Raw genomic sequence first — 24044 nt, forward strand, 5'->3', positions numbered from 1 at the left:
GTGAGAATCAGGATGCCGCCAGCGAGGTTCTTGGAGTGCCGCAGGCGTGCGCCCTGTTTCAGCTCCGTTCGTAGTCGGCCACCATCCTCTTCAGGAAGTTCACCGTATCGGCGGCCCCCAACGCATGCCTCGCCAACGCGGCTGTCGCCCCTTGGAACTTGTCGATGTCGACGGAGGTGTGGAGAAAGCCGGACACGCCGTGGTTCTCGATGTAGACAATGGGCAGTTCCGACCTGAACCCGTACAACACGTAGGCACCCGGGTTCTTGTATCCGCCGTGCTTGAACGGAATCACCTGGATGGTGACGTGCGGCAAGGCCGCGCGGCCGATCAGCCAGTGCAACTGTTGCACCATCACCTCCGGCCCACCGAATGATCTGCGCAGTACCGCCTCATCGATAATGGCCAAGTACTTCGGGCTGACCCTCTTGGTCAGGATCTTCTGCCGCTCCAATCGGGCGGCGATCCGTTCCTCGCGGCCCTGATCATCGGTGGCCGCAAGGGCCATGATCGCCCGGACGTAGGCCGGTGTCTGGAGCAATCCAGGGATGTATACCGGCGCGAACTCTGCGAGCGATTCGGCCTGGGCTTCGAACCCCACGAACGGAGCCATCAGCCGCAGGCGATCACCCGTTTCCAGCCACTCCCGGGCATCCAGATTCTCCGCCAAATCGAGAATGCGCTCCCGATCGGCTCCGATCACCCCGTACAGCGCCAGGAGCCCGGCGATATCCCTGATCGGCGAGATTCGCTTGGCCGTCTCACTGCGATTCAGCGACGCAATGGACAACCCCATCGCCTTCGCCGCCTGCCGGGTGGTCTTCCCAGAGAGCGCGCGAGCCGCCTTCAACTCCATCGCCAAGGCCCGCAGGCGGGCGGGCTGCCGGTTCCTGATCATTGCTTCATGAGACCCGGGTATCTCGACTCCCGCAACGTCCACGATCGGTGGAACGTTCTCACCCATGGAAACAGTGCGGTCAGGCTCCGCTGGGGATGTGAACGGGGCCCATCTTGAGCATTTCGCGGAAGTCCTTGGCGGGCAACGGGCGCGAGAGCAGCCAGCCCTGGTAGGCGTCGACGCCCACACCCCGCAGCACGTGGAACTGGGTGGCGTTCTCGACGCCCTCGGCGACGCAGCTGCGGCCCATGGCGCGGGCCATGTCGACCAGGGCTCGGGCCACGGCGAAGTCCGACGCGTCGGTTGCCACGCCCGAGACGAAGCGGCGGTCGATCTTGATGATCTGCGCCGGGAGTTCCTTGAGCCGGGCCAGCGACGAGTAGCCGGTGCCGAAATCGTCCACGGCGAAGCGGACACCTCGTTCCACCAGTTCCGCCATGGCCTCGCGGCTGCGGGAGGGCAGGTCGATGAGGCTGGTCTCGACCAGCTCCAGCACCACGCGGTCCCAGGCGATGCCGGTGGCGGCCACCGTGGCGCAGACGACGTCGACGAACTCCGGGTCGCCCGGCACCAGGCCCGCGAGGTTGACGGCGATGCCGACTCCGCCGCCCAGGGTGCTTCCGTTGATCTGCGGCCACTCCGCCGCCTCGGTCAGCGCCGCGCGCAGGACCCAGCGGTCGAGTTCGCCCAGCAGGTCGCCCTGCTCGGCGACCGGGAGGAACTCGCCGGGCAGCAGCAGGCCGCGCTCCGGGTGCGGCCAGCGGACCAGGGCCTCGGCTGACAGCACCGTGCCGTCCGGGCCGACCACCGGCTGGTAGTGCAGGATCAGCTGGTCGTTGGCGATGGCCTCGCGCAGCTGGCCTTCGAGCAGCATCTGACTGTTGGCCGAGGCGATGAGGGCGTCGCTGGCCAGGGAGACCCGGCCGGTGCCGCGGGCCTTCGCGGCGAACATGGCCGCGTCGGCGTAGCGCAGCAGGTCGGCGCCGCTGGTGTCCTGGCCGGACGGGACGGCCGCGCCGATGCAGGCCGACACGCGAAGCAACTGGCCGCGGACCGGGACCGCGGTGCGGAGCAGGGTGGCGGCGAGGTTGGCGAGCGCGTCGACCCCGCCGACTTCCTCCACATCGGAGCAGATGACCACGTACTCGTCACCGGACATCCGGGCGACCGTGCAGCTCGGCGGCAGTCCGCGTTCCAGCCTGCGGGCCAGCGCGGTGATCAGCTCGTCGCCGACGTCGTGGCCGAGGGAGTCGTTGACCCGCTTGAAGTTGTCGACATCGCAGAACAGCAGCGCGATGCGTTCGTAGTCGCGGCCTCCCAGCAGCTTCGCCAGGAGTTCCTTGACCGCCGCTCGGCCCGGCAGGCCGGTCAGCTCGTCGTGGGTAGCCTGGTAGCGCAGCCGTTCCGCGGCCCGTCTGCGGTCGGTGACGTCGGCGAAGACGACCAGCCAGAACCGCTGCCCGTCGTCGGCGACCGACACCGTGGCGTTGAGCTCGCAGTACACCGGCTTGCCGGTCGCGGTGACCAGCACCCGCTGTCCACTGTGGAACGAGTGGGAGCCGCCGCGGGAGGTGGCGCGGTCGTCGGGGTGCGTGAGCTGCTCGGCGGTCATCCCGCGCAGGTGGTCGAGGTCCATGCCCAGCAGCGAGCAGAGGGCGTCGTTGGCGTCGACGAGCCGTTCCGCGTCGTCGAACAGGGCAATGCCGACGGGGGTGATCGCGACCAGGTCGGTGAACCGCTTGCTGGAGCGCTGCATCCGCGTTTCCGTGGAGCGCTGCTCGGTGACGTCCTGGGCGGTGCCGATCATCACGGCGTTGCCGCCGTCGTGCCCGGCCGCCTCACCGCGGATGCGGAAGACCCGGCGCGTGCCGTCGGGCCGGATGATCCGGTGCTCGCACTCCACCGGCCGCTTCGTGCCCGCGAGTTCCTGCCACCGCTGGTCGACCCAGCCGCGGTCGTCGGGGTGGCAGAGCTCAAGATAATCCGCGTATGTGATCTTCGTCCCTGGCTCCACGCCCGCCAGTTCGTAGAGCATCGATGACCACAGACAGTCACCGGTTTCGGTGTTCCACTCCCAGGTGCCGAGCCGGGCGACCCGCTGCGCCTCGCGGAAGAGCCTGCCGTCCTGGGTGAGCTGGCGTTCCATCGCGCGGAACTTCGTGAAGTCCTGCACGGTGCCGTGCACCTTCGACGGCTTGCCGTCTGCGTCGCACTCGGTGCGGGCGCGCACCAGATAGGTGCGCTCGCCGGCGAGGTCGCGCACTTCCAGCTCGATGGGCTGGGCCGATCGGTATCGGCACAGCCGCGAGCGGAAGCGCGCGACCGCAGGCTGGTCGTCCGGGTGGACGAGGGCGAGCAGTTCATCGAGCGTGGCGCGCGGGGACAACCCGCACAACCTGCACAAACCGTCGGATAGGTAGCCCAGACCGGAGGCCATGTCGAACGTCCAACTGCCCAGTCGGGCTATCCGCTGGGCCTCCAGTAACAGGGCGCGTTCCGCGGCCACGTCCGCGAGGACATCGGCGGCACTCGATTCGCCAAGGTCAGGCGCGAGAATGCGGCCGGTGTCGACGTCGAGTGCTCCCGCGGGCATCACTGCCCCGGGAACCCCGACGCGCACGACATGCTCGGCCACGGAGCGATCCCCTCCACCCTCGAGTAGGCGGGTGGGGCACCGCTGCCGAGCATCCCGCCGGCCTCAGGCTACCCCGTCCTCCTTCGCGGCCCTTGCCACCGCCGCCGCGACCTCGGGTGCGACCCGGGGGTCGAGCGCGCTCGGCACGATCCGGTCGACCGCCAGGTCGTCCTCGGCGACGGCCGCGATCGCGTCGGCGGCGGCGAGCTTCATCCGCTCGGTGATCCGGCGCGCGCCGGAGTCCAGGGCGCCGCGGAAGATGCCGGGGAAGGCGAGGACGTTGTTGATCTGGTTCGGGAAGTCGCTGCGCCCGGTGGCCACGATCGCCGCGTACTTGCGGGCGATGTCCGGGTGGATCTCCGGGTCCGGGTTCGACAGCGCGAACACGATGGAGTCCTTGGCCATGGTGGCCACGATGTCCTCCGGCACGGTGCCCGCCGACAGGCCGACGAACACGTCGGCGCCCGCGAGCGCCTCGGTCTGGCCGCCGCGCAGCCCGCTGTGGTTGGTGACCTTGGCCATCTGCTCCTTGATCGGGTTCAGATGGTCGCGGCCCTCATGGATGATGCCGCGCGAGTCGAGCAGCGTCACGTCGCCCGCGCCCGCGGCCAGCAGGATCTTCGCGCAGGCGATGCCCGCGGCGCCCGCGCCCGCGATGACGACCCGCTGATTCGCGATGTCCTTGCTCAGGACCGTGTTGGCCCCGCGCAGCGCGGCGAGGAGCACGATCGCGGTGCCGTGCTGGTCGTCGTGCATGACCGGGCAGTCGAGGGCCTCGATGAGCCGCTCCTCGAGTTCGAAGCAGCGCGGCGCCGAGACGTCCTCCAGGTTGACCGCGCCGAAGGACGGGCGCAGCCGGACCAGAGTCTCGACGATCTCGTCGACGTTGGTGGTGTCGAGCACCAGTGGGATCGAGTCGAGACCGCCGAAGGTCTTGAACAGGGCCGCCTTGCCTTCCATGACCGGCAGCGACGCGCTGGCGCCGATGTCGCCGAGGCCGAGCACCGCCGTGCCGTCCGAGACGACCACTACGAGGCGCGAAGCCCACGTGTAGCGGGCCGCGAGCGAGGCGTCCTCGGCGATCGCGCGGCTCACCTTGGCCACCCCGGGGGTGTAGGCGATCGACAGCGACCTCGGGTCGGCCAGTGGCTTGGTGACCTCTACACCGAGCTTCCCGCCCTCATGGGCGCGGAAGATCTCCTCATCGGTGATCGGTTCTGAATCGCTCACGGCGGTCTTTCGGTAGTCGTTCAGTGCGGTCATGATTGGCGTCCTCCAGGATCTCGCGAAGTGCTCACGGGCACACGCGAGCGGATTGCCGGACGGGCTCCGAGTCCGGACACGGGCTGGGTCTTCCAGTCACAACGGCGCGGTGGTTGCGTCGGTGGTAGACGGGACGGCGGAGCTGGTCGACGGCGGGGGTTCCGGTCGCTTGCCCGGGGTGTGGGCGGGCGGCCGATGGACGCTGCGGTGCGCACAGTGTGACAGGACAAGTGTGACCTGTCTGCGGTCGGGATCACATCGAAGGCCGCCAAAGCCGCACGTCAGAAGCAGTTTCACCAAGACGTCCGTCCGGTTTGGTTTGTGACAGGGCCTATTCGGAGCGTTACACGTGGATAGTGCTCAGTTTTCCGAGAGGTCGATCACTAGGCTCAAACCCATGCAGGTACGCGAGCTGAAGGTCGTCGGCGCCATCGAGTTCTCCCCCCGGACCTTTCCGGACAGTCGGGGCGTTTTTGTCTCGCCGTTCCAAGGCGACGCGTTCGCCGAGGCGGTCGGCCACCGGCTGACTGTCGCGCAGACCAACCACAGCCGCTCGCGCCGCGGCACGATCCGCGGGCTGCACTTCTCCGACGTCCCACCGGGTCAGGCCAAGTACGTGTACTGCCCGCAGGGCGCGCTGATCGACTTCGTCGTCGACGTGCGGGTCGGCTCACCGACCTACGGCGTCTGGGACGCCGTGCGGCTCGACCCGGTCGACTTCCGCGCGGTGTACGTGCCGGAGGGCGTCGCACACGGGTTCGTGGCCCTGGAGGACGACACGGTGCTGTCGTACCTGTGCTCCACCGGCTACAACCCGGGGTCCGAACACGGCCTCAATCCCCTGGACCCGGAACTGGCGCTGCCCTGGTCGGTCGACGATCCGACCCTCTCGGAGAAGGACGCCACCGCGCCGACCCTCGCCGAGGCCGCCGAGACGGGCCTGCTGCCGACCTACGACGCCTGCCTGGCGCGCTACGCGGACCTGCGGGGCTGAATCCGGCCTGGCCGGGGCCACAGCCGCCAGCGGACGACGGCGTGCACCTTGGCGGGACCGAAGTAGCGGGAGTCGAACGAGGCCTCGGCGAAGTCGCCTTCGACGTGCCAGAGGTAGCCTGCCGGCCGGATGGCGCGCTTGACCGAGAGCTGCCCGGGCCTGCTCGGCCAGGTCACCAGCACGACGTCCCCCGGCCTGGGTGTCCCGTGTGTCGCCAGGACGACGTCACCGCCGTCCAGCGCGGGTGCCATCGACGCACCGCGCACCGTCACCCGTCGGACCGGCATTCGACTTCCGAGTATCAACGATCACCTCCGCCTGCCCGCCCATCGTGCCCGGAGTAGGGTCGAATCGTCGGAGCACCCCCGTTCGCCCATGGAGGAACAATGCGACTGTTGTCGCGCTTTCTCGCGCCTCGACTGGAGGCCACAGCCCACTGTGACCTTCCGTGTGGCGTGTACGACCCGGCCCAGGCCCGCATCGAAGCCGAGTCGGTGAAGGCGGTCCAGCAGAAGTACCAGGACAACGAGGACCCCGAGTTCCGCACGCGCGCGGTTCTGATCGCCGAGCAGCGCAGCGAGCTCGTCAAGCACCACCTGTGGGTCCTGTGGACGGACTACTTCAAGCCGCCGCACTTCGAGAAGTACCCGGAACTGCACGACCTGTTCAACCGCGCCACCAAGGCCGCGGGCGCGGGCGGCACCAAGGGTTCGATGGACCCGGCCACCGGCCAGGCCCTGCTCGACCTGATCGGCGAGATCGACAAGATCTTCTGGGAGACCAAGAAGGCCTGACGCCTCAAGCGCGTTGAAACGGCGCTGACCAGCGAGGACATCTCGCCGGTCAGCGCCGTTTCGCGTTGGTCCGCTAAGCCGTCAGCGCGCTCATGCGTCGCTGCTCGACGATCGCGGCGGCGAACACGTCCTGCAATATCCGCGCGGTGTCGGCTGAGGGAAAACGGGCGGTTTCGCCGGGCGGGACGGAGATCCCGATGTTCCCCTCCGCGTCGAGATAGACCGACATCTCACGATGCCGTCCAGCCGCGTCGATACACGGCACGGTTCGTATCCACGGGTGCGAGCTGATCGCGACCACCTCCTGGTGCAGGTGCGAAGGTTCGCACACGGTGTTCCCCGCGCGGGCGGGGCCCGCATGGCCGTCCCGGTCAGGGTCCGCTCCGGGGCGGGGCCAGGGTCTTACCGGATGATCTTGCCGCGGCCGCCGGACAGGCTTGTCCGCATGAAGCCATCACGCCTCGCCGCCACGTTCGCCGCCGCCACCGCGCTGGTCGGCCTCGCCGCCGCCCCGGCCGCCGCGAGTCCGCCGGAGTTCAGCTTCGCCGACTGCCCCACCGTCCTGCCCGCGGGCGCCGATCCCACCAAGTGGCGATGCGAGGAGATGGCGGCCACCGGGACCATCGAGTTCGGCACGCTGCCCACCGTCCACTTGCCCATGCTGCGGATGACCTTCGCCGAGGGCACCCTCGACGGCCGCTTCGCCCAGACCTTCGGGGCGCTGCGGGCGGAGCCGGTGCGCATCCCGCGGAGCCACCTGTCGATGGAGTTCCAGTACGGCGGGTTCTCGGACTTCCAGTCGAACGACCAGCGCATGGGGGAAGTGCACCTCAAGCTCGCCGTCAAGGGATTCGGGCTGCCCTCGACCTGCACGATCGGCACCGACGCGGAGCCGATCCGGTTCGTGGTGAAGCGCCAGACGCCGACCGAGGTGGTGTCGACGAATCCGCTGGTGGTGCGTTTCAGCGTCACCGACACCGCGTTCACGGTGCCTCGGTCGAGCGGGTGCGGGCCGTTCAGCCGGATGATCGACACCCGGTTGGGCCTGCCCTCCGCCGAGGGGAACTCCCTGGTGCTGCACAACAGGGTGGGAATCCGCGGGTACTGACGACCCGGTTGGATAGCGCCGTGCGCATCGGACAACTGCCTCTCGACGAGCAACTGGTGGCCCTGCGCGCGGCGCTGACGCGCAACGAGGTGCTGATGGACGTGCTGGACCGGGCGGCCCGACTCGACCTGCCTGGTTGGTACGTGACGGCCGGAGCCGTGTTCCAGACGGTGTGGAACACGGTCACGGGCCGTCCCGCGACCTTCGGGATCAAGGACTACGACCTGTTCTACTTCGACCCCGCCGACCTGTCCTGGGAAGCGGAGGACCAGGTCATCCAGCGCTCCCGGCCGTTGTTCGAGGAGGTGACGGCCCAGGTCGAGATCCGCAACGAGGCGCGCGTACACCTCTGGTACGAAGCCAAGTTCGGCGTCGCGTGCGCGCCGTACGCAGGCACCGAGGACGCGATCGACTCCTTCGCGGCAACGACGTGCTGCATCGGAATCAGGCTCGACGGCTCCCGGTGGCGGGTTTACGCCCCGCACGGGCTCGCGGACGTGTTCAACATGGTCGTCAGACCCAATCCGGTACTCGCCCCACGGGAGGTCTACGAAGACAAGAGCCGCCGCTGGCGACAAGAGTGGCCCGAACTCACGGTCCTGCCCTGGCCTACTTCGGCGACACCCTGATCGTGATCGTGGCCGCCACGACCTCCTTGCCCTCGGTGTCGACGATCGACACCGACACCGGCACAACAGGGTCGGGCTCACTGGACACCGACCGCGTCTAGTTGATTTGACAGTAGCGCGTCTAGTCCAGTAGACGTATGCTGTGGTCAACAAACGGTTGCGACCCAGCGCCATGCTGAGCCTGGTACGCAAGCGAGCCCGCGCACATAACCTGCGGGTCGCGGAATTGACGGGCAGAGGAAAGGGTTCACACACGCTGTATCTAATGTTGGACGCACGGGACGAGGAGGTCGGCCGATTCGCGTTGACCGGCCACTCACGCGAGATGTCATGGACCGTCATGAACAGCATCGAGCAAGCCCTGACACCGTTGTTCGGCGAGAAATGGACGGAGGATCGATGAGTGATCTCCCGGTCTACCCGGTGACCGTGACCCGGGAGGACGGCCTGTGGGTGGCGGTTGTCGACGGGCTAGCCGGTGGAGCGACCGACGTCGACCGTTTCGACGAACTTCATGACGCCGTATTGGACCTGATCTCGACGCTGACCGACCTCGACCCAGGCGAGTTCTGGATCCAATGGCAATTCCTGCAGGGCAGTTATCAGTTGTTTGAGATGCTTCGGGACCTGCGCCAATGGGAAAAACAGGCCGACTTCGCGGTTTCGAGCCGTGACGCCGCCCGCAGACAACTCGCGGGCGAGTTGCGCGGTGCTGGACTGAGCCTGCGCGAGATCGCCGATGTCATCGGCACCTCACATCAGCGGATCGCGCAGATCCTCGACACAGGACCGGCCAAGGACATCCTTGACCCCAGGTTGTCGGACCTGGTAGCGCAAGCGGGCGACCCGGCGCCCGCGCGACTGGCGAGCACGGTCGCACAACTCACCAGGCTCGCGGACGCGTCCGAACCGACATCTGTCGAATTCGACTACCCGCGCCCGCTCCTGGGAGCCTTCGTCTTCTACCTTGACGCGGCGCTCCATTACGCACCCGGCCCACGGCACGACCTGTTCATCACGACCGCGTCGTTTCTCGATGATGTCGCCGAGGATCCGGCGTTGCGCCACGTTCCCCATTCGGCCTGACGGCGGAGGTCACTGAGCCGCCGGGACAAGGACTACGACCCACGGCCCGACTGACCGCGCTTCCCTGGCCTACTTCGGCGACACCCTGATCGTGATCGTGGCCGCCACGACCTCCTTGCCCTCCGTGTCGACGATCGACACCGGCACCGGCAGGTCGAACGGCTCCGCGCCGAACGTCGGGATCTCGGGGAGTTCGGCGACCGCGCGCAGGCTGGTGGTGGCCTTCGCCGTGTAGGCGACCGTCATGCCCTTCGGGATCCACCGGTGGGTCGTGGGCACGGTGGCCTCGGCGAGCATGCCCATCGCGCACTCGGCGAGGTTGCACGCGGCGATGGCGTGGAACGTGTGGATGTGGTTGTGCACGCCCCACCACTTCGGCGATCGGACCTCGCAGCGGCCCGGACGCATGTCGACGACCGTCGGCAGGATGGTGCCGAAATACGGCACGCGCACGGACATCGCGACGGAGAAGAGGCGGTTGCCCAGGGGACGCTCGGCGAGCTTGCGCCACATCGCGTAAGTCTTGGTCGACGTCATGAGAATGAAGCTACTTGTCAGTAGGTTTTGTGGCAAGCGTGAGCATTTAGGATCCAGGTCATGCATGAGCCGGTGGTCTACCTGCTGCGACACGGCGCGACCGAGTGGTCGGAGAACGGGCGGCACACCGGCCGCACGGACATCGACCTGACCGGCGACGGCGAGGCGGGGGCCCGGCGGGCGGGCGCGCTGCTGGCCGCTCTGCGTGGCGACCGGCCCGCCCTCGTTCTCTCAAGCCCGCGTGTCCGGGCGACCCACACCGCGGAACTGGCCGGGCTCACCGTCGACGAGACGACCGAGGACCTCGCCGAGTGGGACTACGGCGATTACGAGGGGCTCACCACGCCCCAGATCCGCGAGACCGTCCCCGGCTGGACCGTCTGGACGCACCCCTGCCCGAACGGCGAGACCGCCGAAACCGTGGGCGAACGCGCCGCGAGGGTCGTGCACCGGATCCGCGAGGCCGACGGCGACGTCGTCCTGATCGGCCACGGGCACTTCGGCCGCGTCCTGGTGTCCACCTGGATCGGACAGCCCGCCGCCTTCGGCGTCCACTTCGGACTCGAAGCGGCCGGGCTCAGCATTCTCGGCGACGAACGCGGCGTGCCGCAGGTCCGTCGCCTCAACGTCCCCGCCAGGTAAGGAGATTCCCTTGTCAGACCCCAGGATCCGCCGCGTCACCGAGTCCGATGTGGACGCTGTGGTGGGGCTCGTGTACGAGCTGGCCGAGTACGAGCGCGCGCCCGACGAGTGCCACCTGACCGCCGAGCAGCTCCACACCGCACTGTTCGGCGACGCGCCCGCGCTGTTCGGACACGTGGCCGAAGTGGAGGGCGAGGTCGTCGGCTGCGCACTGTGGTTCCTGAACTTCTCCACGTGGCGCGGGGTGCACGGCATCTACCTCGAAGACCTCTACGTCAGCCCGTCGCAGCGCGGGTCCGGCCTGGGCAAGGCGCTGTTGGTCGAACTGGCCGCGGAGTGCGCCAGGCGTGGCCTGGAGCGGCTGGAATGGTCGGTGCTCGACTGGAACGAGCCCGCCATCGGCTTCTACAAGTCGATCGGCGCCGTACCGATGGACGAATGGACCGTCTACCGGCTCACCGACAGTGCCCTCGGTGACCTCGCCGACCTTGCCGCACAGGGCTAATTCGCTGTATATACCCACTTCTACCTGGGAATTCTCCGGTACGTTCGTAGCTTCTTCCGCAGGGTCCATTCGGGTTAACGTTCACCCGATAGGTGCGCTTCGTGACGCTTTGTCACCGAGGGTGGCGCACTCCCCTGCGAAAGGAACATCCCCGTGGTTCACGTGGGTAGAAAGACCTGGGCGGTGGTCGCGGTGGGCGCGGCCGCTGTCGCCGGAACCGGCATCGTGTCGCTGACCGCGACCGCCGCCCAGCCCGCCCCGGCCGCACCCGCGGTCCAGTCCGCGCCGGCCCGCCTGATCGTCGGCTACAAGTCGCAGGCAGAGCAGGCCGGTTCGGACAACGCCGTCAAGGCGCACCTCGCCGCGAAGGCCCAGAGCCTCACCCTGCAGCGCAGGCTCGGCACGGGCGCGGTGCTCGTCGACGTCGGCGGCGCCGACAGCACGGCGCTGATCAAGGCCCTGCAGGCCGACCCGAACGTCGCGTTCGTCGAGCCGGAGCTGCGGGCCACGACCATGGCCGCGCCCAACGACCCCGACTACTCGAAGCAGTGGCACTACTTCGAGGAGAAGGCGGGCATGAACGTGCCGGGCGCGTGGTCCTCCACGACCGGCGCGGGCGTCACCGTCGCGGTGATCGACACGGGCTACGCCAAGCACTCCGACCTCGACGCGAACACCGTCGCGGGCTACGACTTCGTCAGCAACAGCTCGGCCGCGCGCGACAACGACGGACGCGACCCGAACCCGGCCGACCAGGGCGACTGGTCCGCCGCGGGCGAGTGCGGCACCAACTCCCCCGCCGCGAACTCCAGCTGGCACGGCACGCACGTCGCGGGCACCATCGCCGCGGCGACGAACAACGCCAAGGGCGTCGCGGGTGTCGCCTACGACGCGAAGATCCAGCACGTGCGTGTGCTGGCGAAGTGCGGCGGCTCGTTCGCCGACATCGACGACGGCATCGTGTGGGCGTCGGGCGGCACCGTGAACGGCGTCCCGGCCAACAAGACCCCGGCGAAGGTCCTCAACCTGAGCCTCGGCGGCCAGGCGACCTGCCCGACCAACACGCAGAACGCCATCAACGGCGCCGTCCAGCGCGGCTCGGTCGTCGTCGTGGCGGCGGGCAACTCGGGCAAGGACGCGGCCGGTTTCACGCCGGCGAGCTGCAAGAACGTCGTCGTGGTGGCCGCGACCGACCGTGACGGCAACCGGGCGCAGTTCCGCTCGGACAACACCGCGTCGTCGAACTACGGCACCGTCGTCGACATCGCCGCGCCCGGTGGCGAGACGTGGACCGCGTCGGACCGCAGCAACGGCATCCTGTCGACGCTGAACTCGGGCACCACCACGCCGAGCACCGAGTCGTACGCGTTCTACCAGGGCACCAGCATGGCGACCCCGCATGTCGCGGGCCTTGCCGCGCTGATGCTGAGCAAGAAGAGCGACCTCACCCCGGCGCAGGTCGAGGCGGCCATCAAGCAGAACGCCCGGCCGCTGCCCGGCACCTGCACCGGCGGCTGCGGCGCGGGCATCGCCGACGCCGCGAAGACGGTCAGCTCGCTCGGCGACACGGTGGGCGGCCCGGCGGTCACCAACCCGGGCAACCAGACCGGCAAGGTCGGTGTGGCGACGTCGCTGCAGGTCAAGGCGACCGACCCGGCGGGCAAGACGCTGGCCTACTCGGCGTCGGGCCTCCCGGCCGGCCTGTCGATCAACTCGACGAGCGGCCTGATCTCCGGCACGCCGACCACTGCGGGCACGTCGAACGTCACGGTCACCGCGACGAACACCGACAGCAAGTCCGGCAACACCACGTTCACCTGGACCGTCGCGGGCGACGGCACCGGCGGCGCGGTCACCGTGACCCGTCCGCAGGACCAGTGGGGCTTCAAGGGCTGGACGATCCAGGCCCTGCAGATCCAGGCGAGCAGCACCGCGGGCGGCACGCTGACCTTCAGCGCGACCGGCCTTCCCCCGGGCCTGACGATCAGCGCCTCGGGCCGGATCACCGGCACGCCGACGACGAGCGGGAACTACTCGGTCACCGTGACCGCGAAGGACTCCGGCGGCGGCACCGGCAGCACCACGTTCGGTTGGCGCGTCTACTAGACCGCTGAAGGACGGGCCTGACCACTACGGTCAGGCCCGTTCGGCGTTTCAGGGCACCAAGCGCCGGTACATGATGTGGATGTCGGCGTAGCCCTGTGTGGGGTGGCGGAAGGCTCCGGGGACGGTCCCGACGATCTCGAAGCCGAGCGACTCCCACAGCGCGATCGCGCCGGTGTTGGTGGAGACGACGGCGTTGAACTGCATCGCCTGGTAGCGCTGCGCGCGTGCCGCGGAGAGCACGTGGTGGGCGAGCGTTCGCCCGATCCCCTCGCCTGCGCGGTCCGGGTCGACCATGAACCCCGCGTTGGCCACGTGGTCGCCCAGGCCGGGCTGGTTGGGCTTGAGCAGGGCCGTGCCGACGATCCGGCCGTCGTCCTCGGCCACGAACACCGCGGCGGGCGCTGGAAGCATCCACACCGCCCGCGCGCTGTCCTCGTCGGTCGCGGGGTCCCACATGTACGTCTCGCCGGTGGACACCACGCGGTGCCAGAGCGGCCAGATTCGCTCCCAGTCCGCCGAAACGGCCTCCCGCACGCGCATAGTCAGCTTTGGGCCTCTTCGTCGCCCTGGGCCCACACAGAGGACTGGTTGTGGAACAGCAGCACGAGGGTTCCGATGACGACCAGCCCGAACGGGACGCCGAACTCCGGGCGGCCCGATGGGCCGAAGACGTACCAGGCGACGCCCAGAAGCAGCAGCTGCACGACGATCGCGGGTCCGCGCGCCCAGTGCTTGCCCAGGAGCAGTCCGACGCCGACAGCCGCGACACCGCCTGCCAGGACGGTGAAGTACGCGGCTTCGCCGTAGACGTTGTTGCCCGGCGTGGAGCCGCCGCCCGCCGCGTGGATCAGCAGGATGACGGCGAAGACGAGGCCCGTGAGCCCCTGCAGGGCGACCAGCAGGCCCGCGCCGAGGATGGTCCGAGGGGCGTCGGAAGCGATTCGCACGGCGGCCTTTCAGGGAGGTTATTTAGCGCACGATGACACTGCGTGCACACCGCCGATCGTATGCCACCCGGACGGCCGTCGTGCTTTGTCGTACCCAGGGTGGATGATCACGGGTGTCAGTTCCTCGCGGATCGACGAGCAGACGGTCGTCTGGGTGCACTCGTTGAAACCGAGGGCGAGCGGTGTGGTGCGGAAGGAGCTCGAACTCGATCACGGGCGACCCGAAGGGATGACGCCGAGCTCACCCGATTGGGGTGGGCGATGGCGGAGCGGATGCGCATGCTGCCTTACGCTGCGGTTATGCGTGCAGTCCTTGTGGTGAACCCGCAGGCCACGGCGACCACGCCGGCAGGCCGTGACGTGCTCGCGCACGCGCTGGCCAGCCAGGTGAAGCTCGACGTCGTCGAGACCGACTACCGCGGCCACGCGATGGCCGCGGCGGCACAGGCCGCGGTCGACAACGTCGACCTGGTCGTGGCGCACGGCGGCGACGGCACGGTCAACGAGGTCGTCAACGGGCTGCTCGCGGCCGGGACCGCTGAGACGCGACCGATGCTCGGGGTCGTGCCGGGCGGCTCGGCGAACGTCTTCGCGCGGGCTCTGGGACTGCCGCGCCATCCGGTCGAGGCGACGCACGTGCTGCTGCGCGCCCTCGAGGAAGGCCGCAGTCGCCGCGTCGGGCTCGGGTCCGTCGACATCGGGGCGGGCCAACACCGCTGGTTCACTTTCAGCGCGGGCATGGGCTGGGACGCCGATGTCGTCGCCGACGTCGACCGCAAGCGTGGGAAGAAGGCCAGCCCGGCGCTCTACGCGCGGGTCGCCGCCGCGCGGTATGTCCGCCCGGGGCACAGCAGGCCGGACCTGACGATCGAGATTCCCGGCGAGGAGCCCATCGAGGGCCTACGGCTGGCGTTCGTGTCCAACACCGACCCGTGGACCTATCTGGGCACCAGGGCGATCCACCTCAACCCCGGCTGCTCGTTCGAGACCGGCCTGGGGCTGTTCGCGCTGCGGACCATGCGGATGCCCACCGTGGTGCGGCACATCAGCCAGGCGTTCAGCGCGAACGGTGAGACCAGGGGCAAGAACCTGGTCCGCCGCGACGACGTCGCCAAGATCATCGTGAGCGCCGCGGAGCCGGTGCGGCTGCAGTGTGACGGAGACCTCATCGGAGCCCGCACCAGGGTCGAATTCGCCTCCGTCCCAGGGGCCCTCGCGGTCGCGATCTGATCTATCGGTCCAGACCAGCCGGGCGTGAGACCAAATCGTTGCTCTCCGGAGCGATAGGGCGCTGACGTCGATCTTTCGGGTGAGTTCACTCACCGGCCCGCGATGAACCCTTGACATCCGGCTGGTTCGTGAAACCATTCACAAGCACCCCGACGACCGGATGACGACTAGTGGCGCGCTATCTGCGCGCCCGATGCGAGGAGCAAGTAGAAATGGACTGGCGCCACCGCGCGGCCTGCCGTGACGAGGACCCCGAGCTGTTCTTCCCCGTGGGAACAAGCGGCCCGGCGATCCTGCAGGTCTCCGAGGCGAAGGCCGTTTGCCACCGCTGCCCCGTCGCCTCCAACTGCCTGTCCTGGGCACTCGAGAGCGGCCAGGATGCTGGCGTTTGGGGCGGAATGAGCGAGGACGAGCGTCGTGCGCTGAAGCGCCGCAACGCCCGGACCCGGGCACGTAGCAACGCCTGAGCTTCCCGCTACACCGAAAGGCCCCCAACCCCCATTGCGCAGGGTTGGGGGCCTTTCGTATGCAATAGCGCACATCCCAATGCCATTCATCGCAATAACCGCACCGCTCACCGCTTATGAATAGGTATGCGTTGCGACGAGTGGTCGGCGTGATCTATCGACCGATCATCCGAGTGGCTCGGCTGGACCGATCTCACGCTGTTCTTGATGTGCGAGATGAAGATCCCCGGACCTGGAGCTATCGGCGCTGGGAGAGCGGGACGCGCAGGACCGCTTCGGTGCCCTTGGGGTCGCGGCGGCGCAGCGACAACGTGCCGCGGAGTTCGGACTCGACCAGGGTGCGGACGATCTGCAGGCCCAGGCCGTTCTGCCGTTCCAGCGAGAACCCGCTCGGCAGTCCCCGGCCATCGTCGGCGACGACCACGTCGAGCCACCGCGAAGAGCGGTCGGCCGCGACGACGACCTCACCGGAGTGCCCGGCCGGGTAGGCGTGCTCGACGGCGTTCTGGACCAGTTCGGTCAGCACCATCACCAACGGGGTGGCGACCTCAGCGGCGACCACGCCGAACTGGCCCGTCTTGCGGACCTTCACATGGCTCTCGGCCACCGCGACGTCGCCGACGACCGGAATCACCTTGTCCACCAACGCATCCAGGTCGACGCGCTCGTCGACCGAAGTCGACAGGGTCTCGTGGACCATGGCGATCGCGGCGACCCGGCGGACCGACTCGGCGAGGGCTTCCTTCGCCTCCGGGCTGTTGGTCCGGCGGGATTGCAGGCGCAGCAACGCGGCCACCGTCTGAAGGTTGTTCTTCACCCGGTGGTGGATCTCGCGGATCGTCGCGTCCTTCGACAGGAGCGCGCGGTCGCGGCGGCGGACCTCGGTGACGTCGCGGCACAGGACCAGCGCCCCCGCCGAGGTGCCGCGCGGGCGCAGGGGAAGCGCGCGGAACAGCACCGCGGCGCCGCGGCGGGACTCCGCCTCGGCGCGCATGCTGGTCTGGCCGTCGAGGGCGAGCAGGATGCGCTGGGCTATCTCGGTGGCGTCGAACGGGTCGGCGATGAGCGACCTGGTCAGCGGCGCGAGGCGGACGCCGACGAGGTCGGCGGCGTGGCCCATGCGGTGGTACGCCGAGAGCGCGTTGGGGCTGGCGAAGACCACCGCGCCCGCCGGGTCGAGCCGGATGAGGCCGTCGCCGACGCGGGGGCTGGTGTGCACGTCCGGGGACGGCTCGGCGGTGGGGAACGAGCCGTCGGTGACCATCTGGCACAGGTCGCCCGCGATGCCCAGGTAGGCGATCTCCAGGGCGCTGGGGACGCGCGGCACAGCCAGGTTGGTCTCGCGGGACAGCACGGCCACGATCTCGCCGCCGAACGACACCGGGATGACCTCGCGGCGAACCGGGACACCGAGGTGCCAGCGTGGGTCCTCCTCGCGGCAGATCCGGCGCTCGGCGATCGCCCGGCGCAACTGCGGGTGTTCGAACGCGGTGGTGTGGCTGCCGACTACGTCGTCGGGGTGCGCGGTGGGAGCCGTGGTCGGCCGCGCCTGCGCGACACAGAGGAACCGCTCCTCCGCGTCGGGTGGCAGCGGCTTGCCGTCGTCGCCCTCGGTTTGGGCGACCCACAGCAGGAAGTCGGCGAACGACAGGTCTGAGAGCAGCTGCCACTCCGCGACGACGGTCTGCAGGTGGTCGATCGCGCCGACGGACAAGCCTGTGTGGTCGGCGAGAAGGTCAGCCAGAGTGGACACTTCTGCTCCGGACTACTCGCGAAAGCACTGGTCAGAGCCAGTGCCGGGGGACTATTCGACGACCGCGATCAGGTCGTGCTCCTGGACGACGTCGCCTTCCTTGACGGCGAGCTTGGTCAGCGTGCCGTCCTCCTCGGTCAGCACCGGGATTTCCATCTTCATGGATTCCAGGATCACCACCGTGTCACCCGCGACCAAGGTCTGTCCCTCGTGGGCGACCACCTTCAGCACGTTGGCGACGATCTCGGCCTCGATCTGCTGGCCCATCGACCGTTCCTCCTCAAGCGAGTTCTGCTCGCCACAATCCAACCACGTATCGGCCCTGGCGAACGCGACAACGAGCACGTGGCAAAATTGTCGGCGAAGGTGTGCCGTCCGAGTGCCATCGGTGTGCTAGACGGCCCATGCTCATGCTCAGCCCTACGTAGGAGGAACTCCGATGTCGAAGCGCGCCCGCAAGCGTCGTGACCGTAAGAAGGGTGGCGCGAACCACGGTAAGCGCCCCAACGCCTGAGCATCCGCTCACGTACGACAGAGGCCCCGGCAGTTGATGCCGGGGCCTCTGTCGTACACAGGACTATTCCTTGATGTTCACTCCACCGTGTTTGATCACGGTCTGCCGGATGGACGCGCGCAGGCGCTCCTTGAACTCATCCGGGGCGTGGTCTCCGCCGCACTTGCGGGCCAGCAGGATCTTCAAGTGCTCCTCGATGCCGTACTGCTCAAGGCATGGGCTGCACTCGTTGAGGTGGCGCTCCAGGACGGCGCGGCGGGTGACGTCGCACTCCTGGTCGAGGAACAGCCACACCTCGTTGAGGACGTCGGAGCAGTCGGTCTCGTGGTGGTTCCCGCAGCTCACTTCCCCGTCACCTCCCGCGACGCCGAGCGCATGAACCCACGTTCCTTCGCCACGTCGGCCAACAGGTCGCGCAGCAGCCGCCTGCCGCGGTGCAGCCGCGACATGACGGTGCCGATGGGGGTACCCATGATCTCGGCGATCTCCTTGTACGCGAAGCCTTCCACGTCCGCCAGGTATACCGCGAGGCGGAACTCCTCGGGAAGTTCCTGCAGGGCCTTCTTGACGTCGTCGTCGGGCAGCAGGTCCATCGCCTCGACCTCCGCGGAGCGCAGCCCGCTGGAGGTGTGGTTCTCGGCCTTGGCGAGCTGCCAGTCGGTGATCTCGTCGGTCGGCGACTGCAAAGGCTGCCGCTGACGCTTGCGGTAGCCGTTGATGTAGGTGTTGGTCAGGATCCGGTACAGCCAGGCCTTGAGGTTGGTGCCCGCGGAGAAGGACTCGAACGCGGAGAAGGCCTTGAGGTACGTCTCCTGAACCAGGTCCTCGGCGTCGGCCGGGTTGCGCGTCATGCGCAGGGCGGCCGAGTAGAGCTGGTCGATCATGGGCATGGCGTCGCGCTCGAACCGCTCGGCCCGCTGGGCGGAGGTCTCGACCGCAGTGGTCGCTTCGGTGCGGGGCACCGTGCTCCCTTCGATCGTCGGATGCGCATACGGCTTCACAGAGCTTACGCGGCCGACGCCGGGGCGGCTGTGGCCCGAGACACGCGCGGGGCGTGAGTTCGGACGCTTCGATTCATGGATCAGCTCGGTCAGCACCTCCCGCACAACACACGTGCGGGGTCGCGCATTCCCCGGATCTAGGGTGTTCTCGTGGCTGGACGAGGGACACCTGCGACTTCACTGTTGGTGAAGCGATCGATCACACATCGTTTGCACTCCTACGAGCACGATCCCCGGGAGTCCTACGGTCTGGAAGCCGCCTCGGCGCTGGGGGTGTCGCCTGATCGGGTGTTCAAGACCTTGCTGGCTGAGGTCGACGGGGTGTTGACCGTGGGGGTGGTGCCCGTGGTGCACCAACTCGACCTGAAGGCGCTGGCGGCGGCCGTGGGTGGGAAGCGGGCGAAGATGGCGGATGTGGCGCTTGCCGAGCGGACCACCGGGTATGTGGCGGGCGGGATCTCGCCGCTTGGGCAGCGGAAGCGGCTGGCGACGGTGGTGGATGCGAGTGCTTTGGGGTTCGAGACGATGTTTTGTTCGGGTGGGCGGCGGGGGTTGGAGATCGAGATCGCGCCTGCTGATCTGGTTGCCCTGCTGTCGGCGCGGGTGGCGCCGATCGCGGCCACCGGCTGATCAAGGCTGATCGGCTGCAGGTCGCGGTGGAAGCAGGACCGGTGTGAGTGCGGTCAACGCTCTCCTGAGAAGCCGTGCGCCCCGTCGCACCTGATCGTCCTCGTCATCCAGCAGCGCTTCACACTCCCCTACGGCGGCATCACGCTCATCGCCGTAAACGACGAACACATCGATGATCGCCGTGTAGATCCAATCGGCGTGGTTGTCGTCCGCGACGGTGAGCGCCCGCGCCACAACGGTGTATCCAGCCAGGTCCTGCCGACGAAGCAACGCCTCCGCGGTCACGCGGGTCACGAAGGTGTCAGCGGTGTCGAGCACGAGGGCGAGCAACGGTTCACGCGCCTGCCAGACATCGGCGAAGACCGCCAAGGCGCGGCCCGCGGCCGCTCGGTCGCGGTAGTCGGCGCTGCTCGCCAACGCGATCAGCTGGGCAACAGCCGCATGCCTCGTACTTTCCATGCGGCGCATTCTCGGCGTTGGTGGGCCAACGACCGCACCGATTGCCTGGGCTGTCGGGGCGGGTAGGGCTCAGTCCAGGGGGCGGAGGATGCGATCGAGCCATTCCTCGACCGTCCGGGAGATCCTCGGCAGTTCCTTCTTCAGGCTGTGGTCGCCCGGCATCAGCACGACATCCCGGTGGTGGGCTTCGGCTGGTCTGCCGAAGGGGTCGGATTCGCCTTGGACCACCAGGGTGGGGACGGGGACGGCGTCCAGTTCGGGTTGGCGGGTCTTTTCCGGCTTGCCCGGTGGGTGCACGGGGAAGGCCAGGCAGACGACGGCCACGGCTTGGCCCTCCTGGGCGGTTCGGCACGCCACCCTGGCCCCTGAGGAACGGCCGCCGAAGACCAGCGGTAGGTCGTCGAACCAGAGGGCTGAGAGGTGGTCGGCGACCGCCAGCCAAGCCGTGTCGAGTTGGCCCGCTGGGGCGGGGGCACGACGGCCTGCCACTCGGTAGGGCTGTTCGACCAGGGCGACGTGCACTCCCGCTGCGGTGGCGCCCCGGGTGGCAGCGACCAGGTCTGGGGCGCCGATTCCGCCGCCTGCGCCGTGGCCTAAGAGCAAACCGGCCCGGCCGCCTTCGGGGGCGCAGTGCAGTTCGGCCCTGGCCAGGCCGTGCGGCGTTTCGATCTCGGCGCGGGTCATCGGGGGTTCTCGGTGGTGCTGAAGAGGTCCAGTTCGTCGAGTTCCTGGGCTTCCTCATAGGGTGCCAGGAGCTCCGGGCCGTTGTTGCGGACGCTGTTGACCGCCGTCGACACCGGGCGCATCTCCATCGTCGCGATGAAGTCCTCCGACGGGGGTGCGAGCAGTGCGGAGACGTCCGCTGAGTCCGGGTCGAGCCACTGGTCCCAGGCCGCTCGCTCAAGCACCAGGGGCATGCGGTCGTGGACCTCGGCGGGCCTGCCGACCGCTTCCGTGGTCAGGACCGAGCAGGTGATGAGCAGCGGTGAGTCGGGCTTGGACTCGTCGCGCCACGTCGTCCACAGGCCTGCCATCGCCAGGCTCGAGCCGTCGGCGGGGGCGGTGTAGAAGGGCTGTTTGATCTTGCCCTCGCGGCGCCACTCGTACCAGCCGCCTGCGGGGACGATGCAGCGACGCTCGGCCAGCGACTTCTTGAACGCCGGCTTCGTGGCCACGCTCTCCGAGCGGGCGTTGATCATGCGCGCGGCCCCGGACGCGTCCTTGGACCACGGCGGGACCAAGCCCCACCGCATGACCCGCAGGGTGCGTTCGGTCCGGCTCTGGTCGGCCGTGCCCTTGTCGTCGCGCGGGTGGCGCTGGACCACCGTGATGACCGGGTCGGTCGGGGCGACGTTGTAGTCGACGGCGGGCGCGTCAGCCCCCAGGATGTCCAACGCGTCGAACTCGGCCGCCAGGGTCGCCGGGTCCTTCGTCGCCGCGTACCTGCCACACAAAGCGCCCACCTCCAGCATGGAATGTCCGAATCGTGGCACGCCCGGCCGACAGTGGCGAGCCGGTATCCACAGCCCGGCCCAGGTGCGGGAGGATTGCCGCATGCCGCAGCCCTGGTCAGCCCCGGTCGCGCCCGCCCCCGTCCGCTCCACCCTGGCGGTCCCCGGCTCCAAGTCGATCACCAACCGCGCCCTCGTCCTGGCCGCCCTCAGCGGCGGTTCGAGCACCCTCACCGGCGCCCTGCAGGGCCGGGACGCCGATCTGATGATCGACGCCCTGCGCGCCCTCGGCGTGCCGATCGAGGTCGAGGGCACGACGATCTCCGTGGGCGCCCATGGCGGCTTCCGCGGTCCCGCGACCATCGACTGCGGACTCGCGGGCACGGTCATGCGCTTCGTCCCGCCCGCCGCCGTGCTGGCCGACGGGGAGATCCGGTTCGACGGCGACCCCCGGGCCCGCGAGCGGCCGATGGGCACGGTCCTCGACGCCCTGCGGGCCGTAGGGGCCACCGTGGACGGCGACGCCCTCCCCTTCACCCTGGCCGGGACCGGCGCCATCGCGGGCGGCACGGTCACCATCGACGCGTCGGCGTCCTCGCAGTTCGTGTCCGGTCTGCTGCTGTCGGGCGCGCGATACGACAAGGGCCTCACCGTCCACCATGACGGCAAGCCAGTCCCGTCGATGCCGCACATCGAGATGACGGTCGGCATGCTGCGTGAGGCGGGGGTGACCGTGGACGACTCCGAGCCGAACACCTGGCGGGTGGAGCCCGGCCCGATCGCCGCGCGCGACTGGGTGATCGAGCCCGACCTGTCCAACGCGACCCCGTTCCTCGCGGCCGCCGCGGTCACCGGCGGTGAGGTCACCATCACCGGTTGGCCCGCGCGCACGACCCAGCCCGGCGACGAGATCCGGAGCATCCTCGAAGCCATGGGCGCCGAGGTCACCTTGGCCGACGGCGCGCTGACCGTGCGCGGTCCGGCCAGGCTCACGGGTGTGGACATAGACCTGCGTGACGTCGGCGAGCTGACGCCGACCGTCGCCGCGCTCGCCGCGCTGGCGCAGGGAACGTCGCGGCTGCGCGGCATCGCGCACCTGCGCGGCCACGAGACCGACCGGCTCGCCGCGCTGACCGCCGAGATCACCGGTTTGGGCGGCGACGCGGAGGAGACCGACGACGGCCTGGTCATCCGCCCTGTCCCGCTGCACGGCGGCCCCTGGCGGGCCTACGCCGACCACCGGATGGCGACGGCGGGCGCGATCATCGGCCTGGTCGTCGACGGCGTGTCGGTCGACGACATCAGCACCACCGCCAAGACGATGCCCGACTTCCCCGAGCTCTGGACCCGGATGCTCACGGGAGTCAACTGACGTGGGCGGCAGGCGCGGCGACTGGAGCAAGCTCGACGAGACCGACGTGCGCGTGCGCCCGGGCAAGAGCACCCGGCCACGCAGCAAGAAGCGTCCGGAGCACGCCGACGCCGTGACGGCGATGGTCGTCGGCAAGGACCGGGGCCGCTGGACCTGCGCGGTCGACCGCGATCCGAACCACCTCGTGATCGCGATGCGCGCGCGCGAACTGGGCCGCACGTCGGTAGTGGTCGGCGACGCGGTCGACCTGGTCGGCGACACCTCGGGCAAGCCGGACACGCTGGCCCGGATCGTCCGTGTGTCGGAGCGCGCCAGCGTGCTGCGCCGCACCGCCGACGACACCGACCCGTTCGAGCGGGTGGTCGTCGCCAACGCGGAGCAACTGCTGATCGTGTGCGCGCTCGCCGACCCGCCCCCGCGTACCGGGTTCATCGACCGCTGCCTGGTCGCGGCGTTCTCCGGCGGTCTCAAGCCGGTCCTGTGCCTGACCAAGGCCGACCTGGCCGACCCGGCGGAGCTGCTGGCCGCCTACGCCGAACTCGACCTGCCGGTCGTCATCAGCAGGCACGACCAAGACCCGCTCGACATCCACGACCGCCTGCACAACCGGGTCTCCGCGCTGGTCGGACACTCCGGCGTGGGCAAGTCCACGCTGGTCAACCGGCTGGTCCCGAACGCGTTCCGGGCGATCGGCGTGGTGAGCGCGGTCGGCAAGGGCAGGCACACGTCGACGACGGCCGTGGCTCTGCCGCTGCCCGACGGCGGCTGGGTGGTCGACACTCCGGGCATCCGCTCGTTCGGGCTGGCGCACGTCGAGCCAAACGACATCGTGGCGGCCTTCGAGGAGTTCGTCGCACCCGCCGAGGAGTGCCCGTCGGGCTGCGGGCACCTGGGCGGCGCGGAGGACCCGGACTGCGTGCTGGACTCGGTCGTGGAGGCGGGCGAGGCCAGTGTCGGCAGGCTCACCAGCCTGCGCAGGCTGCTCGCGTCGAAAGCGGGCGCGGACGAACACCCGGCCTGACA

General features: G+C 69.1%; 29 protein-coding genes. 14 read left to right on the top strand and 15 right to left on the bottom strand.

From position 1 onward, the window contains the following. Nucleotides 1-58: 58 nt before the first annotated feature. The 3 genes from GPZ80_RS14280 to GPZ80_RS14290 form a co-directional block, all read right to left on the bottom strand. Nucleotides 59-898, bottom strand: coding sequence for a helix-turn-helix domain-containing protein (locus GPZ80_RS14280; RefSeq protein WP_187220831.1), 840 nt, complete (start codon nucleotides 896-898; stop codon nucleotides 59-61). Nucleotides 899-977: 79 nt separating this feature from the next. Next, nucleotides 978-3533 (bottom strand): bifunctional diguanylate cyclase/phosphodiesterase, encoded by a 2556-nt coding sequence (locus tag GPZ80_RS14285; protein ID WP_187220832.1) that lies wholly within the window; start codon nucleotides 3531-3533, stop codon nucleotides 978-980. A gap of 63 nt (nucleotides 3534-3596) precedes the next feature. Then, complete coding sequence (locus tag GPZ80_RS14290) at nucleotides 3597-4796, bottom strand: NAD(P)-dependent malic enzyme (protein ID WP_187220833.1); 1200 nt, start codon at nucleotides 4794-4796, stop codon at nucleotides 3597-3599. A gap of 397 nt (nucleotides 4797-5193) precedes the next feature. Between GPZ80_RS14290 and GPZ80_RS14295 the strand changes: the two genes are divergently transcribed. Continuing rightward, complete coding sequence (locus tag GPZ80_RS14295; RefSeq protein WP_187220834.1) at nucleotides 5194-5790, top strand: dTDP-4-dehydrorhamnose 3,5-epimerase family protein; 597 nt, start codon at nucleotides 5194-5196, stop codon at nucleotides 5788-5790. Here GPZ80_RS14295 and GPZ80_RS14300 read toward each other — a convergent pair. Then, entirely contained in the window at nucleotides 5769-6077 is a 309-nt protein-coding gene (locus tag GPZ80_RS14300) for a S26 family signal peptidase (RefSeq protein ID WP_187220835.1), read from the bottom strand. The two genes, GPZ80_RS14295 and GPZ80_RS14300, sit on opposite strands and share 22 nt — an antisense overlap. 99 nt (nucleotides 6078-6176) lie before the next feature. On the opposite strand from GPZ80_RS14300, the gene sodN reads away from it, so the two are divergent. Further along, nucleotides 6177-6584: a superoxide dismutase, Ni gene (gene sodN / locus GPZ80_RS14305; protein ID WP_091381659.1), complete on the top strand. Its 408-nt coding sequence runs from the start codon at nucleotides 6177-6179 to the stop codon at nucleotides 6582-6584. A 73-nt stretch (nucleotides 6585-6657) separates the two neighbouring features. On the opposite strand, the gene GPZ80_RS14310 is transcribed toward sodN, so the two are convergent. After that, nucleotides 6658-6813: a hypothetical protein gene (locus GPZ80_RS14310; protein ID WP_187220836.1), complete on the bottom strand. Its 156-nt coding sequence runs from the start codon at nucleotides 6811-6813 to the stop codon at nucleotides 6658-6660. 216 nt (nucleotides 6814-7029) lie between these two features. On the opposite strand from GPZ80_RS14310, the gene GPZ80_RS14315 reads away from it, so the two are divergent. From GPZ80_RS14315 to GPZ80_RS14325, 3 genes are all read left to right on the top strand, one after another. After that, a complete protein-coding gene (locus tag GPZ80_RS14315) occupies nucleotides 7030-7692 on the top strand; it encodes a hypothetical protein (RefSeq protein WP_187220837.1) in 663 nt (220 codons plus the stop codon). Between the two features lie 20 nt (nucleotides 7693-7712). Next, nucleotides 7713-8321: a nucleotidyltransferase family protein gene (locus GPZ80_RS14320; RefSeq protein ID WP_312880323.1), complete on the top strand. Its 609-nt coding sequence runs from the start codon at nucleotides 7713-7715 to the stop codon at nucleotides 8319-8321. 399 nt (nucleotides 8322-8720) lie between these two features. Further along, nucleotides 8721-9407: a hypothetical protein gene (locus tag GPZ80_RS14325; protein WP_187220838.1), complete on the top strand. Its 687-nt coding sequence runs from the start codon at nucleotides 8721-8723 to the stop codon at nucleotides 9405-9407. Between the two features lie 69 nt (nucleotides 9408-9476). On the opposite strand, the gene GPZ80_RS14330 is transcribed toward GPZ80_RS14325, so the two are convergent. Next, nucleotides 9477-9944, bottom strand: coding sequence for a hotdog fold domain-containing protein (locus GPZ80_RS14330; RefSeq protein ID WP_187220839.1), 468 nt, complete (start codon nucleotides 9942-9944; stop codon nucleotides 9477-9479). A 60-nt stretch (nucleotides 9945-10004) separates the two neighbouring features. On the opposite strand from GPZ80_RS14330, the gene GPZ80_RS14335 reads away from it, so the two are divergent. The 3 genes from GPZ80_RS14335 to GPZ80_RS14345 all read left to right on the top strand — a co-directional run bounded on the left by GPZ80_RS14335 (nucleotide 10005) and on the right by GPZ80_RS14345 (nucleotide 13197). Then, the gene (locus GPZ80_RS14335) at nucleotides 10005-10586 is read left to right on the top strand and encodes a histidine phosphatase family protein (RefSeq protein WP_187220840.1); all 582 of its coding nucleotides are present in this window, start codon (nucleotides 10005-10007) and stop codon (nucleotides 10584-10586) included. Nucleotides 10587-10596: 10 nt separating this feature from the next. After that, nucleotides 10597-11091 carry a GNAT family N-acetyltransferase gene (locus GPZ80_RS14340; protein ID WP_187220841.1) on the top strand — a complete coding sequence of 165 codons (495 nt, stop codon included), beginning with the start codon at nucleotides 10597-10599 and terminating at the stop codon, nucleotides 11089-11091. 162 nt (nucleotides 11092-11253) lie between these two features. Beyond that, the gene (locus GPZ80_RS14345) at nucleotides 11254-13197 is read left to right on the top strand and encodes a S8 family serine peptidase (RefSeq protein WP_222719282.1); all 1944 of its coding nucleotides are present in this window, start codon (nucleotides 11254-11256) and stop codon (nucleotides 13195-13197) included. Between the two features lie 48 nt (nucleotides 13198-13245). On the opposite strand, the gene GPZ80_RS14350 is transcribed toward GPZ80_RS14345, so the two are convergent. Both GPZ80_RS14350 and GPZ80_RS14355 read right to left on the bottom strand, forming a co-directional pair. Next, on the bottom strand, nucleotides 13246-13737 hold the full coding sequence (locus tag GPZ80_RS14350; RefSeq protein ID WP_187220843.1) for a GNAT family N-acetyltransferase: 492 nt from the start codon (nucleotides 13735-13737) through the stop codon (nucleotides 13246-13248). A gap of 2 nt (nucleotides 13738-13739) precedes the next feature. Beyond that, nucleotides 13740-14144 (bottom strand): hypothetical protein, encoded by a 405-nt coding sequence (locus tag GPZ80_RS14355; RefSeq protein ID WP_187220844.1) that lies wholly within the window; start codon nucleotides 14142-14144, stop codon nucleotides 13740-13742. Nucleotides 14145-14444: 300 nt separating this feature from the next. Here GPZ80_RS14355 and GPZ80_RS14360 point away from each other — a divergent pair, with 300 nt between their 5' ends. Then, nucleotides 14445-15374, top strand: a complete 930-nt coding sequence (locus tag GPZ80_RS14360; RefSeq protein WP_187220845.1) for a diacylglycerol/lipid kinase family protein — start codon at nucleotides 14445-14447, stop codon at nucleotides 15372-15374. A 212-nt stretch (nucleotides 15375-15586) separates the two neighbouring features. After that, on the top strand, nucleotides 15587-15841 hold the full coding sequence (locus GPZ80_RS14365) for a WhiB family transcriptional regulator (RefSeq protein WP_054051690.1): 255 nt from the start codon (nucleotides 15587-15589) through the stop codon (nucleotides 15839-15841). A 238-nt stretch (nucleotides 15842-16079) separates the two neighbouring features. Here the strand turns inward: GPZ80_RS14365 and GPZ80_RS14370 are convergent, their stop codons facing one another. Together GPZ80_RS14370 and GPZ80_RS14375 are read right to left on the bottom strand one after the other, a co-directional pair. Continuing rightward, a complete protein-coding gene (locus GPZ80_RS14370) occupies nucleotides 16080-17594 on the bottom strand; it encodes a sensor histidine kinase (RefSeq protein ID WP_187220846.1) in 1515 nt (504 codons plus the stop codon). A 51-nt stretch (nucleotides 17595-17645) separates the two neighbouring features. Further along, nucleotides 17646-17861 (bottom strand): biotin/lipoyl-binding carrier protein, encoded by a 216-nt coding sequence (locus GPZ80_RS14375; protein WP_187220847.1) that lies wholly within the window; start codon nucleotides 17859-17861, stop codon nucleotides 17646-17648. Nucleotides 17862-18033: 172 nt separating this feature from the next. Here GPZ80_RS14375 and GPZ80_RS34035 point away from each other — a divergent pair, with 172 nt between their 5' ends. Beyond that, the gene (locus tag GPZ80_RS34035; RefSeq protein WP_096498094.1) at nucleotides 18034-18108 is read left to right on the top strand and encodes a 50S ribosomal protein bL37; all 75 of its coding nucleotides are present in this window, start codon (nucleotides 18034-18036) and stop codon (nucleotides 18106-18108) included. A 63-nt stretch (nucleotides 18109-18171) separates the two neighbouring features. On the opposite strand, the gene rsrA is transcribed toward GPZ80_RS34035, so the two are convergent. After that, the gene (gene rsrA / locus GPZ80_RS14380) at nucleotides 18172-18453 is read right to left on the bottom strand and encodes a mycothiol system anti-sigma-R factor (RefSeq protein WP_187220848.1); all 282 of its coding nucleotides are present in this window, start codon (nucleotides 18451-18453) and stop codon (nucleotides 18172-18174) included. After that, the gene (locus GPZ80_RS14385) at nucleotides 18450-19070 is read right to left on the bottom strand and encodes a sigma-70 family RNA polymerase sigma factor (protein ID WP_187220849.1); all 621 of its coding nucleotides are present in this window, start codon (nucleotides 19068-19070) and stop codon (nucleotides 18450-18452) included. Before GPZ80_RS14385 ends, rsrA begins: the two co-directional genes overlap by 4 nt. A gap of 189 nt (nucleotides 19071-19259) precedes the next feature. Between GPZ80_RS14385 and ybaK the strand changes: the two genes are divergently transcribed. Next, a complete protein-coding gene (gene ybaK / locus GPZ80_RS14390) occupies nucleotides 19260-19739 on the top strand; it encodes a Cys-tRNA(Pro) deacylase (RefSeq protein ID WP_187220850.1) in 480 nt (159 codons plus the stop codon). Here the strand turns inward: ybaK and GPZ80_RS14395 are convergent, their stop codons facing one another. Genes GPZ80_RS14395 through GPZ80_RS14405 form a run of 3 tightly spaced genes read right to left on the bottom strand, consistent with a single transcriptional unit; the run spans nucleotide 19740 to nucleotide 21652 of the window. Then, on the bottom strand, nucleotides 19740-20207 hold the full coding sequence (locus GPZ80_RS14395; protein ID WP_222719283.1) for a hypothetical protein: 468 nt from the start codon (nucleotides 20205-20207) through the stop codon (nucleotides 19740-19742). 60 nt (nucleotides 20208-20267) lie between these two features. Beyond that, the gene (locus tag GPZ80_RS14400; RefSeq protein WP_187220851.1) at nucleotides 20268-20882 is read right to left on the bottom strand and encodes an alpha/beta hydrolase family protein; all 615 of its coding nucleotides are present in this window, start codon (nucleotides 20880-20882) and stop codon (nucleotides 20268-20270) included. Further along, nucleotides 20879-21652 carry an SOS response-associated peptidase gene (locus GPZ80_RS14405; protein ID WP_187221004.1) on the bottom strand — a complete coding sequence of 258 codons (774 nt, stop codon included), beginning with the start codon at nucleotides 21650-21652 and terminating at the stop codon, nucleotides 20879-20881. Before GPZ80_RS14405 ends, GPZ80_RS14400 begins: the two co-directional genes overlap by 4 nt. Nucleotides 21653-21752: 100 nt before the next feature. On the opposite strand from GPZ80_RS14405, the gene aroA reads away from it, so the two are divergent. Further along, nucleotides 21753-23021, top strand: coding sequence for a 3-phosphoshikimate 1-carboxyvinyltransferase (gene aroA, locus GPZ80_RS14410; protein WP_187220852.1), 1269 nt, complete (start codon nucleotides 21753-21755; stop codon nucleotides 23019-23021). Between the two features lies 1 nt (nucleotide 23022). Then, a complete protein-coding gene (rsgA, locus tag GPZ80_RS14415) occupies nucleotides 23023-24042 on the top strand; it encodes a ribosome small subunit-dependent GTPase A (RefSeq protein WP_187220853.1) in 1020 nt (339 codons plus the stop codon). Nucleotides 24043-24044: the final 2 nt, after the last annotated feature.

It is taken from the genome of Actinokineospora xionganensis, from assembly GCF_014323725.1.
Taxonomy (GTDB): Bacteria; Actinomycetota; Actinomycetes; order Mycobacteriales; family Pseudonocardiaceae; genus Actinokineospora; species Actinokineospora xionganensis.

Excerpts from the sequence above, each read along its gene's own strand:
- GPZ80_RS14295 (WP_187220834.1), top strand. The coding sequence starts at position 5,194 with ATGCAGGTACGCGAGCTGAAGGTCGTCGGCGCCATCGAGTTCTCCCCC.
- GPZ80_RS14375 (WP_187220847.1), bottom strand. The coding sequence starts at position 17,861 with ATGGGCCAGCAGATCGAGGCCGAGATCGTCGCCAACGTGCTGAAGGTG.
- sodN (WP_091381659.1), top strand. The coding sequence starts at position 6,177 with ATGCGACTGTTGTCGCGCTTTCTCGCGCCTCGACTGGAGGCCACAGCC.
- GPZ80_RS14400 (WP_187220851.1), bottom strand. The coding sequence starts at position 20,882 with ATGACCCGCGCCGAGATCGAAACGCCGCACGGCCTGGCCAGGGCCGAA.
- GPZ80_RS14350 (WP_187220843.1), bottom strand. The coding sequence starts at position 13,737 with ATGCGCGTGCGGGAGGCCGTTTCGGCGGACTGGGAGCGAATCTGGCCG.
- GPZ80_RS14300 (WP_187220835.1), bottom strand. The coding sequence starts at position 6,077 with ATGCCGGTCCGACGGGTGACGGTGCGCGGTGCGTCGATGGCACCCGCG.
- GPZ80_RS14335 (WP_187220840.1), top strand. The coding sequence starts at position 10,005 with ATGCATGAGCCGGTGGTCTACCTGCTGCGACACGGCGCGACCGAGTGG.
- GPZ80_RS14325 (WP_187220838.1), top strand. The coding sequence starts at position 8,721 with ATGAGTGATCTCCCGGTCTACCCGGTGACCGTGACCCGGGAGGACGGC.
- GPZ80_RS14360 (WP_187220845.1), top strand. The coding sequence starts at position 14,445 with ATGCGTGCAGTCCTTGTGGTGAACCCGCAGGCCACGGCGACCACGCCG.
- GPZ80_RS14365 (WP_054051690.1), top strand. The coding sequence starts at position 15,587 with ATGGACTGGCGCCACCGCGCGGCCTGCCGTGACGAGGACCCCGAGCTG.
- GPZ80_RS14330 (WP_187220839.1), bottom strand. The coding sequence starts at position 9,944 with ATGACGTCGACCAAGACTTACGCGATGTGGCGCAAGCTCGCCGAGCGT.
- GPZ80_RS14315 (WP_187220837.1), top strand. The coding sequence starts at position 7,030 with ATGAAGCCATCACGCCTCGCCGCCACGTTCGCCGCCGCCACCGCGCTG.
- GPZ80_RS14290 (WP_187220833.1), bottom strand. The coding sequence starts at position 4,796 with ATGACCGCACTGAACGACTACCGAAAGACCGCCGTGAGCGATTCAGAA.
- aroA (WP_187220852.1), top strand. The coding sequence starts at position 21,753 with ATGCCGCAGCCCTGGTCAGCCCCGGTCGCGCCCGCCCCCGTCCGCTCC.
- GPZ80_RS14395 (WP_222719283.1), bottom strand. The coding sequence starts at position 20,207 with ATGCGCCGCATGGAAAGTACGAGGCATGCGGCTGTTGCCCAGCTGATC.
- GPZ80_RS14280 (WP_187220831.1), bottom strand. The coding sequence starts at position 898 with ATGATCAGGAACCGGCAGCCCGCCCGCCTGCGGGCCTTGGCGATGGAG.
- GPZ80_RS14310 (WP_187220836.1), bottom strand. The coding sequence starts at position 6,813 with ATGTCGGTCTATCTCGACGCGGAGGGGAACATCGGGATCTCCGTCCCG.